The 11,355-nt window shown below is 61.5% G+C and carries 11 protein-coding genes; 5 read left to right on the top strand and 6 right to left on the bottom strand.

The window, feature by feature from the left end; genetic code table 11:
• The 3 genes from AC629_RS24315 to AC629_RS24305 form a co-directional block, all read left to right on the top strand.
• On the top strand, nt 1–744 hold a 744-nt coding region (locus AC629_RS24315), incomplete at its 5' end, for a glycoside hydrolase family 15 protein (protein ID WP_143199402.1).
• 13 nt (nt 745–757) lie between these two features.
• The gene (locus tag AC629_RS24310) at nt 758–1,222 is read left to right on the top strand and encodes a HEAT repeat domain-containing protein (protein WP_084807480.1); all 465 of its coding nucleotides are present in this window, start codon (nt 758–760) and stop codon (nt 1,220–1,222) included.
• Between the two features lie 863 nt (nt 1,223–2,085).
• Nucleotides 2,086–2,265 carry a hypothetical protein gene (locus AC629_RS24305; protein WP_084807479.1) on the top strand — a complete coding sequence of 60 codons (180 nt, stop codon included), beginning with the start codon at nt 2,086–2,088 and terminating at the stop codon, nt 2,263–2,265.
• A gap of 152 nt (nt 2,266–2,417) precedes the next feature.
• Here the strand turns inward: AC629_RS24305 and AC629_RS47065 are convergent, their stop codons facing one another.
• Nucleotides 2,418–2,588: a hypothetical protein gene (locus tag AC629_RS47065; RefSeq protein ID WP_168195575.1), complete on the bottom strand. Its 171-nt coding sequence runs from the start codon at nt 2,586–2,588 to the stop codon at nt 2,418–2,420.
• 631 nt (nt 2,589–3,219) lie between these two features.
• On the opposite strand from AC629_RS47065, the gene AC629_RS24300 reads away from it, so the two are divergent.
• Together AC629_RS24300 and AC629_RS24295 are read left to right on the top strand one after the other, a co-directional pair.
• Nucleotides 3,220–6,546 (top strand): adenylate/guanylate cyclase domain-containing protein, encoded by a 3,327-nt coding sequence (locus AC629_RS24300; protein ID WP_084807478.1) that lies wholly within the window; start codon nt 3,220–3,222, stop codon nt 6,544–6,546.
• A gap of 707 nt (nt 6,547–7,253) precedes the next feature.
• Entirely contained in the window at nt 7,254–8,288 is a 1,035-nt protein-coding gene (locus AC629_RS24295; RefSeq protein ID WP_084807477.1) for an Rv1681 family radical SAM protein, read from the top strand.
• 6 nt (nt 8,289–8,294) lie between these two features.
• On the opposite strand, the gene AC629_RS24290 is transcribed toward AC629_RS24295, so the two are convergent.
• From AC629_RS24290 to AC629_RS24275, 5 genes are all read right to left on the bottom strand, one after another.
• Nucleotides 8,295–9,134: a phosphate/phosphite/phosphonate ABC transporter substrate-binding protein gene (locus AC629_RS24290; protein ID WP_084807476.1), complete on the bottom strand. Its 840-nt coding sequence runs from the start codon at nt 9,132–9,134 to the stop codon at nt 8,295–8,297.
• 86 nt (nt 9,135–9,220) lie between these two features.
• A complete protein-coding gene (locus AC629_RS24285) occupies nt 9,221–10,366 on the bottom strand; it encodes an acyl-CoA dehydrogenase family protein (protein WP_084807475.1) in 1,146 nt (381 codons plus the stop codon).
• Nucleotides 10,367–10,548: 182 nt separating this feature from the next.
• Entirely contained in the window at nt 10,549–10,731 is a 183-nt protein-coding gene (locus AC629_RS47060; RefSeq protein WP_168195574.1) for a hypothetical protein, read from the bottom strand.
• Nucleotides 10,653–10,874, bottom strand: coding sequence for an FAD-dependent oxidoreductase (locus AC629_RS50680; protein WP_084807474.1), 222 nt, complete (start codon nt 10,872–10,874; stop codon nt 10,653–10,655). Before AC629_RS50680 ends, AC629_RS47060 begins: the two co-directional genes overlap by 79 nt.
• Nucleotides 10,875–11,022: 148 nt before the next feature.
• A complete protein-coding gene (locus tag AC629_RS24275; RefSeq protein ID WP_084807481.1) occupies nt 11,023–11,349 on the bottom strand; it encodes a hypothetical protein in 327 nt (108 codons plus the stop codon).
• Nucleotides 11,350–11,355 lie beyond the last annotated feature (6 nt).

Genomic DNA, 11,355 nt, shown 5'->3' with positions numbered 1-11,355 from the left:
GGCGAGTTGTTGGATGCCGTTTACCTGTACGACAAGTACGGGACGCCGATCGCCTATGACTTTTGGTGCCACCTGCGCAAGATGCTGGACTGGGTGGCGAAGAACTGGGAGCGAGCCGACGATGGCATCTGGGAGGTGCGCGGTGGACGACAGCAGTTCGTCTACTCCAAGGTGCAGTGCTGGGTGGCGCTGGACCGAGCGGTCCGCCTCGCGCAGAAGCGGAGCCTGCCGCTGGACCGCACCCGTCTGGCCGCGGAGCGAGACCGCATCTATGAGGCCATCATGACGCGCGGCTGGAACACGAAGCGGCAGACCTTCGTGCAGCACTTCGCCACTGACGCGGTGGATGCGTCCAACCTGATCATGCCGCTCGTGTTCTTCCTGTCGCCGACCGATCCCCGCATGCGTGGGACGCTGGATCGGACCATGGCGGAGCTTGTCTCCGACAGTCTGGTGCACCGCTACGAGATCGGCAGAGGAGCCGGCGACGGCCTGACCGGGAGCGAGGGGACGTTCAATATGTGTACGTTCTGGCTGGTGGAAGCGCTGGCCCGGGCGGGCCGCGCCAGGGAGGCCCGTTTCATCTTCGAGAAGATGTTGACCTACGCCAACCACCTCGGCCTGTACGCCGAGGAGACTGGTCCACGTGGCGAAGCGCTGGGCAACTTCCCGCAGGCATTCACTCACATCGGGTTGATAAGCGCCGCGTTCAACCTGGACCGCCGACTCGGCGCGGCGTCTTGAGCGAGGTCGAACCATGAGCGCACAGGTCGCTTACCTAGGGACTTCGATCGCAGACTGGGTGAAGGAGCTTTCGAGCAGCGATCCGCTCCGGCGCCGCCTCGGCGCATATGCCTTGGGCGAGATTGGCCCCGCGGCGGCCGAGGCGATGTCCGACCTCGCCGCGGCCGTCCGGGACCCGGTTGCGTTCGTGCGCGTCTGGGCGGCGGCGGCCCTCGCCCGGGTGGCGCCGTCGGGTGCAGAGGCGGTCACCGTCCTCATCGCGGAATTGGGCAATGAACTCGACTTCGTTCGCAGCCTGGCGGCTTGGCACCTCGGTCGCCTCGGTCCGGCATTCCCGGGAATCGAGCAAGCCCTCCTTCCCATCCGACAGCTAGGAGCTGATAAGGATCCGAGCGTGCGGGTGGAGGCCGCGCTCGCGCTGGGGATGCTCGAGGGGAAGGGGGCCCCGCCGCCAGAGCTCAAGTCCTTGTGCACTTGAGCCACCGGCGGCTGTCGTCAGTTCCGTGTAGGTGTAACGGTCACTGTGCGGCACGAGCGCCGGGGCGTCCTTGTCATTGATCAAGAGGACCAGGAATTTCGCCGGCTGGGTGCTGCTCGCGTTCCTGTCGACGAATGAACAGGCCCTTCATAGAAGGACTGACGCTGAAGGCCCAAATCCTAGAGTTCGACCCACTCTCGGGGTAACGAGATCGCGCCGGCCCCAACTCGAAGGGGGCATTAGGGCTAGGGCTTCTAGACATCAGGGAAAACTCAGCAACTGGTGGCCTCCCAACCATCTGCGCGGATGGATGGCGCAAGGCTACTACGACGAGGTGTCACGCGACCCGGATATCCTCGAGGGCTGCAGAGGTGTCCCAATTTGAACATCCCGTCGCATAAATTCAGACACAGCAGATTAAGATGCTCCGCTTGTTCGGTGACACCATGGGGGAACGTGGCTCGCCAACGAGGGGCAGCATCATGGATCATATCGAGCGGTCTTTCGTCGCCACGGTTGCGTTTGGCTTTGCAGTGCTTGTCACAGGCATCATCCTGCTAGCGGTGCTTTAAGAGGCTAGGCAGTCAGAGGTCTGTTGCAAATTAGCCAAAGCAACAGCATGGCAGACGAACAGTGCGGGGGGACTCCACTTGAGCACTAAACAAGCCCAGCTTTTGAGGGTTCTGTTCTCCATAGGTCTGACTGCTTTCGTTGGCGCGGGCACATTCGTTGCCATCCGATACCTGACCGCGTTGTCGGAGTAAGTGAACCTGCTGGATCGATCCGACCCTGCACATCACCTGTGCTTGACGCATTCGCATGATCACTTTACTCCCGCGCGTGATCACGCCGGAGAACATCAAGTGGCAAAGAAGACGAAGAGCAAGCGCAAAGAATACACCAAAGACGACGTCAAGGTGCTCAAGGCACATTCCAAAGCCCGCACCCCAGTGGCAAAGTTGTCGAAGCTGATGAAGCGATCCGAGGGCTCATTGAGACAAAAGGCACGCAGCCTTGGAATTGGATTAGGCCATCAGCGCTAAGCGAAAGCCGCCCCGTCATAGGCGTCACGAAAAGGACTCTAGCGACAGGTGCTGTCCTAGTTAGGACACTCGCGGAGGGGAATTAGGACAGCACCCGCGCACAGACTTGTCGGTTGGGGTCTTGCGTTGGGGACCCGCGCTAAGCGTTCGCATTACCGGCCAAGCATCAACGCCGCCGTTGCAGCTATTGCTTCTAATTCGGCTTCCAGCTCCTCGACAATGTCATGGAGCAAACCCGCCGCGAGCGGGTCAGTGGTCTCATCTTCAAGGACCCGATAGCGCTCAAGTCGATCCACGCGTTCTTTGCGCTCACTGTCAGTCATGGTGATGTCCCCCCATGCGCTGCCCCCCAGCGGGCGGCAGGATTGAGCGCTAGATGTGAAATTATTGCGGCGCATCAAGGGTGTGTTGGGCCATTCGGCCGCCCTTCAGAGCAAGTATGGAAGGCGCGCCCAAGCGTAGTGGACCTGGCGGGCCGAAAGGGCCTAGTCGACAGCTCCAAACCCGAGGCGCCACCCTTGCTGCGGCCGGTTGACAGGAGCAGACGTCGGCGCGGACGTGGTAAGCGTCGACGCGCCGCCCAGGAGCGGGCTCAGGCAAACGCTTGAGGCCAGCGCCGGCGCCGGAAGTTGCGATAGCTTCGTGTGGGCGGGCCGGGAGGCACGACGGAGCCCTCCATCGTTGTCGCCGGCATATGAACCAGCCTCAATTAGGAGACGCAACGCTCCCTGCCGCGGAAAATCGAGCGCATACGGCAATCGAGTTGCTCTTATCGTGCCACTCGCGGCCTAGTAGCGAGCGCCTGTACTGTTGCACCATTTTGGCAGAGCCTGAGGGCCTTTCCGCGGCCGAACGCCGCGAACTAAAGCATGCTATGCTGAAAGGATCGGGATAACGTTACTTTGCCGTAGTCCAAAATCCGGCTGGCCGTCAATCAGACAGTCGAGGGAGCCAATGCAGCAGATTGCGGACTGGCTCAACATCCTTGGCCTAGGGCAATACGCGCAGCGCTTTGCCGAGAACGACATTGATCCAAGCGTTCTGCGCGATCTGACCGACTATGACCTCGAAAAAATCGGTGTCTCACTCGGCCATCGCAAGAAGATGTTGCGTGCGATTGCGGAGTTCGCTGAGACCGGACCGAGACCCGTGCGTACTCCTTGGACCGCGGCCGAGAGACGTCAACTCACGGTGATGTTCGCTGATCTTGTTGGCTCGACAGCGCTCTCGACCAGGCTCGACGCTGAGGACTTGCGGGAAATCATTGGCAAGTACCACCGCTGCTGTGCCGAGCAAATCGAGAAATCTGGAGGGTTCGTTGCCAGATACATGGGCGACGGCGTGCTCGCATATTTCGGCTATCCGCGGGCCGATGAAGACGATGCTGAGCGAGCGGTATGCGCCGGACTAGCGTTGGTTGCGGCCGTGGCAGGACTCGATGTCGGCCCGTCGGCAAGATTGCGAGTGCGAGTTGGCATTGCCACTGGCCTGGTGATCGTCGGTGATCTCATCGGGGATGGCGTATCGCAGGAACATGGGGTGGTCGGTGAGACCCCCAATCTGGCCTCGCGGCTGCAGGCGCTGGCCGAGCCGGATACGATGGTCATCGACGGCAGTACCCGCCGTCTCGTCGGTGGACTCTTCGAGTATCTCGCTCTCGGGAGCGTGTCCATCACGGGCTTCAGCGATCCGGTGCCGGTCTGGCGAGTCATCGGTGCGAACGCGATCGATAGCCGCTTCGAGGCCTTGCGGGTAGCCAGAACGCCACTGCTCGGCCGCGATGAAGAAATCGAGCTGCTGATGCGCCGCTGGCAGCAGATAAAACGCGGCGATGGCTCGGTCGTGCTGATATCGGGTGAGCCCGGCATCGGCAAATCGCGCCTCGCCGAGACCGTGCTCGAGCGACTGAGCGATGATCCACATATCCGTTTGCGCCGCTTCTGCTCGCCGCACCATCAGGACAGCGCGCTTTTCCCGACCATCTCACAGCTCGAGCGGGCGGCGGGATTCCGGCGCGACGATACGGACCGGCAACGGTTGGACAAGCTCGAAGCGTTGCTTGCGGAGTCAGACGCTGACCTCAGCGAGGCTGTCCCTCTGATCGCGGACCTGCTGTCCGTGCCTATCGACAATGGCTATCCACCTCTCATCCTCACCCCTCAGAAGCGCAAGGAGAAGACGCTTGGGGTCCTCCTGGCCCAGCTCGAGGGACTGGCGGCGCGCCGGCCCGTGCTGATGGTGTTCGAGGATGTGCACTGGATCGACCCTACCTCGCTCGACCTGTTGGACCGCATCGTCGACCGCGTGGCCACCCTCCGAGTCTTGCTGATCATCACTTTCCGGCCAGAGTTTGCGCCAGCCTGGATCGGGCGCTCGCACGTGACATTGATCAGTCTCAGTCGGCTGCCGCATCGACAGCGCGCCGAGATGATCATGGGGGTGACCGGCGGCAAGGCGTTGCCCCAGGAGATCGTCGAAGGAATCATCGATCGGACCGATGGCATACCGCTGTTCATCGAGGAATTGACCAAGGCGGTGATCGAGAGCGGCATGCTGGCCGACGCTGGCGACCGCTTTGATGCGAGGGGGCCCGTGCCTCGGCTTGCCATCCCTACCTCGCTCCACGCCTCGCTCCTGGCACGGCTCGATCGCTTGGCGCCCGTGCGCGAGATGGCGCAGATCGGAGCTGCCCTTGGGCGGTCGTTCTCGCATGAACTGATCAGCGCCGTCGCGGCCATGCCGCTGCAACAGGTGGACAGGGCCTTGGCGCAGCTCGTAAACGCCGAACTGGTCTTTCGGCGGGGGACCCCGCCCGATGCAGAGTACACCTTTAAGCACGCGCTGGTGCAGGACGCAGCCTATAGCACCATGCTGCGCGGTCGATGCCAGCAGATCCATGCTCGCGTTGCGACGACGCTAGAGAGCCAGTTCCCTGAAATCGTGGCTGCTCAGCCCCAACTCATGGCTCACCATTGTGCCGAGGCCGGTTTCAACGAGAAGGCGGTCGGCTACTGGCTCAAGGCCGGCCAGCAGGCGGTCGCGCGATCGGCGATGACGGAAGCGGTGGCGCAGTTGCAAAAGGGGCTCGAATTGCTTGCGAACATGCCCGAGGAGTCGCGGCCAATGCAGCACGAGCTCGACCTGCAGATTGCCCTCGGGCGGGCCCTGATGGCAGCCAGGGGATATTCTGCGCCGGCGGTGGCCGATACCCTTGTCAGGGCGCGGGCACTCGCTGAGCGGTTCGATCAGCCGGATCGTCTCGCTCCGCTGCTCTACTCCCAATGGGGCTTCCATTCGGTTCGTGCCGAGCACGAGCTGGCGGTGTCGCTTGCCGAGCAGATGGAGAAATTGGGCGAGACAAGAAAAGATCAAGCCACTCTGCTGCTGGGTCACTATATCCACGGCGCCAGTTGCCACTATCGCGGGGAGTTTGTGACAGCGCGCGGCCTTCTCGAGCTGTGTGAGGGCTTGAGAGATCCGGCCGCTCGCGCGACTTGCGCCGCCATAGCGGTGGCCGATCCGCGCGCGGCGAGCCAGGGTCACTTAGCGGTGACGTTGGCGCTTCTGGGCGACATCGATCAGGGACGCGCGCGCGCGAACGAGGCGTTGTCAGAAGCCCGTTTGCTCGACCATCCGTTCACGGTGGCCTTTGTGTTGAGCAAGGTGTGTGCAGTGGAGGCGGCCGCCGGCTTGCCGCATGATGCATTACGGCATGCAGAAGAACTGGTGGCTCTCTCGAACGAGCATGGCTTTCCGCTCTGGTTGGGCCTCGGACTTCTCCAGCATGGTCGCTCATTGACGGCCGTTGGACAGGCGCAGGACGGCCTCGCCTTGCTCGCGAAAGGGCTCTCGGTGCTTCGTGGTGCCGGAGCTGTGGTGCACACGCCGCGCGCGCTCTGCTTTCTCGCCGAGGCTCACGCCAAGGTGGGGCATCTGCAGGAGGGGCAGCAATGCCTTGTTGAGGCCGCGGAGCTCATCGAGGCGACCCAGGAACGGTCCAGTGAGGCCGAGCTGCATCGACTTCGAGGCGACATGTTGAATGCGCGAGGCGACCAGACCGCGGCGGAGCAGAATTATCATCGAGCGCTCGCCGTGGCGGAGCGCCAGAGCGCGAAGACGTTAGGGCTGCGCGCTGCGACGAATCTTGCTCGCCTGTGGCGTGACCAAGGCAAGTGCATGGAAGCTCACAATCTCCTCGTGCTGCGATATCGCGCGTTCACCGAAGGCTTCCGCACGCCAGTCCTGCGGGACGTCAAGGCGCTGCTCGACCAGCTGGCCTGATGATGCAATTCACCGCTTGCGTGGTGGGATAGCTGCTGGTCGCCTGCACTGCAAGGCTTGACGCACTTTGGTCGATCATCTCATCAAGTGTCATCTGCAGCTCGGCGCCGCCGGCGCGCAGAGTGTGATGGTGTGATGCGATTGCCAACTCATGCGCACAACGCCGTCGCAATGTCCGCAGAGGGGCAAAATGGAACCTCGCGGGGAGGGCAGCTTCTGGCGCAAAGCGGCCTCCCGCCGAAAAAGTCGCGTCATAGGCGATATCTGACAGTCCGTCTAAGGTCAGTCGGCCGAGCCGCCGCAGGCCGACAAGACGGCTCTTTGGGTACGAAAGACGTCGACCGTTAGCGGGCCGTTGGCCAGAGCATTATTTGTCCGGTTGATGCGATAAGGCGGCCGGATCCACGATCAAGCCATAGTCAGATCGAACGTGAAGCGGTAGTTTGATGTCTGCAGAAGAAGAGCAATCAGGCATTCAGGTGCGGTAGCCCGACAATGAGGCAATGAAAACCTCCTAAGCCACTGATTCACCGGTGAGTCCGGCAGGGCTCGAACCCGCAACCAAACCGTTGTGAGCGACGGGCTAAAGAACGCAATCGTTGATTATACTGAATTTTCGTTGGAGATTGATCGTGTTCGTTGCGCTCTGGTGAGATCGTTTCTGGTGCGAAAATGGTGCGGTAGATCGCAGGACCCAGGATCTACGGATGAGGACCAACGCGAAACTTGAGCTCGATGCCGGCACCAAGACGTTTGCCTCGGGCCTCCTGCCAGATTTGATAGCTGCGTTGCGCCTCAGTCGTAAGGGCGATCTCGTTGCCGTGATCAGCGGTGATGCAAGCATTGGCCCCGAGCTTGAGGCATGGTGTCGCTTCACCCGCAATAGCCTGGTCGGCGCTTCTGACGAAGGCGGCCGCACGCGCTGGGTGCTCCGCTACGGAGAGGCTCCTGAGAATGTTGGAGAGGATCGGCCTGTCGGCTCACGCTTGTGGCTTTACACCAACTTCGACTGCAACCTTGCTTGCGACTATTGTTGCGTGCGCTCGTCACCCAAAGCTCAACGGCGGGCGCTTGGCGTTGAGCGGGTGCGGCGGATTGCCGTCGAAGCGGCGGAGCTCGGCGTGGACGAAATGTTTCTCACTGGCGGTGAGCCATTCATGCTGCCGGATATTGGCGAGATCATTGCTGCATGTGCCGCGGCGGCGCCAACCACGGTCCTCACCAACGGCATGCTGTTTGCCGGAAGCCGACTCGCAACGCTGCGCTCATTACCGCGCGAGCGCGTGACCTTGCAAATCAGCCTCGACAGCCCAACACCGGAACGTCACGAGAGCCATCGTGGAAAGGGGACATGGGCGCGCACCTGGAAGGGAATCGAGCTGGCCCGCGCCGAGGGATTTCGGGTGCGATTGGCGGCGACGGTTTCAACTGACGCAGAGGCGGAAGAGTTCTGTGGCTTCCTCGATACCCATCACGTGAGCGAGGAGAACCGGGTGATCAGGCGAATTGCGCTCCGAGGCTCGGCCGCGCAGGGCATCGCCTTGGCAAGGGCAGATCTGGTTCCCGAGGTGACGATCACCGCTGAAGGCGTGTTTTGGCATCCGGTCGGAGCTGAGGATAACGATCTGCTGGTCAGTCGCGACATCCTTCCACTTGCCGATTCCTTCGCGGCCGTGCGCCGCGCCTTCGAGCGCGAATCCGAGCATCAACGCCGGTTGGCAAGGATTTTTAATTGCGCCTGACAGCGTTCATGGCCGCTCCAAGAAACCCTGTTGCGTCGAGGCGTCGCGCAACTCGGCATAAGCTTCGAGCTGCGGCGGTATCCATTGGCGCAACCCTTCCGCATCAAGCACAGCTCGATGCGCGGGGTTATCGTAGCTCATTCTAAACAATGCGTTGGCAAACGCCTCCTCCACTGCAGGGTCGAGATCGACCCGAGCAGTAAACATGCAATGATTATAGGGCTGCGAGGTCCAGATCTCCGTCAACGCGCCTTCCGGCACCAGGTGCTCGCTACGCACGGTATTCCAGAATGGGCTGCCGATTGCCCCGGCATCGGCGCGGCCGTCGAGGACCGCGCGAACGACGTCGACCTCGCTCGTCCCGGTGTCGCCGTGTTTGCCGAGGTCGGTGTTGAAGCGCAGCGTTTGGTAGTCCTTCCCCTCAACGAACCCCTCGCGCTGTAGAAAATAGACCGGGAGAATTGCCGCATGGCCGCTGTCGCGGCTGCCGATAGCCAGAGTGCGGTTCCTAACTTCGGCAAGCCTTGCGACGGGCCCGCCGGTGACCGCGACGATCTTGGTCATCCAGCCGACATCGGTATCGCGCATCGCGATCGGTCGGCAGCGATGGTCGCTCCAGGCATCGGCCTGGATATAAGCAAGGTTTGTGTTCCATCCGATATCGATGCGCGGCAGCGGCTCCTCGGGCAAGGCGAGGAGGGCGGCGACCTGCGCCTCGTAGCTCTGAAACAGCACCACCTCGACAGGGAGCTTCGCTTCGTCGTGAAAGTACCGACGCATGCCCTCCCAGATAGCGACCACCTTTGGATCATATGCGACGGCACCTACCCAGATTGTCCGGCTCATGACTACATCTCCCTTCGCGGGCTCGATGTTGAAATGCGATCAATCGCGCTCCCGAATCGCTGCCAGGCGGCGCTGCGCTCTCGCGCTCAAAACAGCGGTATTCCCAAAATGGCTTTGCCGATGAAGTCGCGCAGCACATCGCCGGTCGGCGCCATCACAGCGCCCGCATGGGCATCGCGGAACAATCGCTCGATAGCCAAATGCCTGGAAAATGCAGCGCCTCCGCACACCCGCATCGCGGTCGAGGTGACGGTGATGGCGACATCACCTGCCGCTGCCTTGCTCTCGAGCACGCGCAGCATCGTGGTGTCCCGGGGCCGCTCGAGGTGATCAACGAGATCGTCGACACGTGCGGCAAGTCCATCCGTGTCGATCTGCATCGTCGCTAGCTGCGCGCGAAGCGTCGGCAGACTCTCGCCGAGGGTCTGGCCCAGATGCTCGAAGCGAGCGCCATTGAGATGCGCCACGGTCCCTGCCACTGCGGCCCGGCAAAGACCAAGTGCGACCGCCGATGTGCCAAGGTTGAACAGCGGAAGCACAACCTCCAGCATGGCCTTGAACCCGGCACCGTCATCGGTCAGCTGGAAACCGGGCGCGACCTCGCAATCTTCGAGGATCATCGGCGCGGATGCGTTGGCGCGCATCCCGAGACCATCCCACGGGCCGGCGACCGACAGTCCGGGCGTATCGCTGGCGCAAAGGTAAAGGGTCGTTTCGGTTGGACCTTTGCCTTCAGGAGAGAGCGCCGAGACGACATAGCTTTGCGCGTGGCCGGCGCTCGTCACCCACGATTTCTTGGCGCTGAGGTGCACCCCGGCGCCGTTGCGCGTCGCTCGCGAGACAGGCGCCCAGAAGTGGCTACGTGATCCGGCCTCGCTGAACGCCAAAGTGGTCAGGTGTTTGCCGGTCGAAATGTCCTTAAGCGTCTGCGCGACGGCGGCTCCCGGACGGGCCGCCGCGATGGTTGCGGTGGCGCATATGTGCATCAAATAGACCATCGCCGCCGATGCATCCGCTTCTGCGAACGTCGCGATGACCGCGGCGAGGGTCCGTGGTCCGAGCGCCGAGCCGGCTACCTCGGTGGGCAGCGTGATCCCCAGCAATCCGGCTGGACCGAGCGCCGCGATTGCCTCGGATGAAAATCGGGCTTCCTTGTCGTTTTGCCTGGCGGCCGGTGCGAGAATGCGATCGGCGATGTCTTTGGCATTCGAAACTGCGGTCTCGTGATTCATGACGACCCCTCGATACCCAGGTGTTGCCAACCAAGTTCGAAAACTATCGAACCCGCTCTCTGCACGAACGATGCTAAGCGACCCGCATCATCGGATCAACATGACCAGCCTCAAGCATGGCAAGTTCTTGCGTTGCAGCAGCGAGTACGGGCCACCGTAATTACGTGCTCAAAGCCATTTAGTTACATCACCTGGAAGTTTTTTTGGGCGTCGACATAACCTTTCTTCAAGCCGCGGCCAGTAGGCAGCGCTTGCTCGCTGTCTTCGTCATAGGGAACGTTGCGTTCTACGTGAATTGCGCCATTGTCCTGCAGGAGTTCGATAAGCCCAAGTCGCTTAAACTCGGCGACTCCCGAGGTGGCCATCCATTCCCCTCGCACCGGTCGGGGTAAATCGTCTCCCGCTCCAACACGGTGACCTCTAACCCGTTCCGGGCGAGCACGGTGGCCATGGTGCCGCCGGCAATTCCTCCACCAATGATCACAACGTTAGGAGACAAGCTGGTCATGCAAATACCCCGAGTCAGAAAAAGAAGAATAATCAGCCAGTATGGCCATGATTAACGGGAAAATTCGAACGCCGACCAAACGGCCGATACCCTTCGCGAGGTTTTTTGTTGACGGACGCGGCGGCCGCCGCTCGGCGCCGTGCTTTGCTCACAGCGGATGAGCAGCCCCTACGAAGGATTGCCTATCCGACTCTATATTCACCAAAACTTCCCCGCCGATGATTTGGGGGTCTCCGAGATTGAGGTCATGCAAGCTCGCCTGCACAAACTCCATCACTTTATCGTTCGCCGCATCAGCGCTTTGGCTGTCCTCGAATATCATCACGGCGACACCGACTCCTCCGCCGCCATCCAATACATAGTAAGATCTGAATCCGTGCGATTGCTTTAGGAGTTGACCGATGCCGCTTTTGGCGCGGCGAGCCGCATCGGAAACCGAACGAACATTGGTGTACTTTCGAATGACTATGTACATGAGGCG

The sequence above is a fragment of the Bradyrhizobium sp. NAS80.1 genome, assembly GCF_001908205.1.
Classification (GTDB): domain Bacteria; phylum Pseudomonadota; class Alphaproteobacteria; order Rhizobiales; family Xanthobacteraceae; genus Bradyrhizobium.
Note: the sequence above shows the minus strand (reverse complement) of the source record. Positions and strands in the feature narration are given on the sequence as shown.

Coding starts and splice junctions, on each gene's coding strand:
- AC629_RS24310 (WP_084807480.1), top strand. CDS start 758: ATGAGCGCACAGGTCGCTTACCTAGGGACTTCGATCGCAGACTGGGTG.
- AC629_RS47065 (WP_168195575.1), bottom strand. CDS start 2,588: ATGACTGACAGTGAGCGCAAAGAACGCGTGGATCGACTTGAGCGCTAT.
- AC629_RS24300 (WP_084807478.1), top strand. CDS start 3,220: ATGCAGCAGATTGCGGACTGGCTCAACATCCTTGGCCTAGGGCAATAC.
- AC629_RS24295 (WP_084807477.1), top strand. CDS start 7,254: ATGAGGACCAACGCGAAACTTGAGCTCGATGCCGGCACCAAGACGTTT.
- AC629_RS24290 (WP_084807476.1), bottom strand. CDS start 9,134: ATGAGCCGGACAATCTGGGTAGGTGCCGTCGCATATGATCCAAAGGTG.
- AC629_RS24285 (WP_084807475.1), bottom strand. CDS start 10,366: ATGAATCACGAGACCGCAGTTTCGAATGCCAAAGACATCGCCGATCGC.
- AC629_RS47060 (WP_168195574.1), bottom strand. CDS start 10,731: ATGGCCACCTCGGGAGTCGCCGAGTTTAAGCGACTTGGGCTTATCGAA.
- AC629_RS50680 (WP_084807474.1), bottom strand. CDS start 10,874: ATGACCAGCTTGTCTCCTAACGTTGTGATCATTGGTGGAGGAATTGCC.
- AC629_RS24275 (WP_084807481.1), bottom strand. CDS start 11,349: ATGTACATAGTCATTCGAAAGTACACCAATGTTCGTTCGGTTTCCGAT.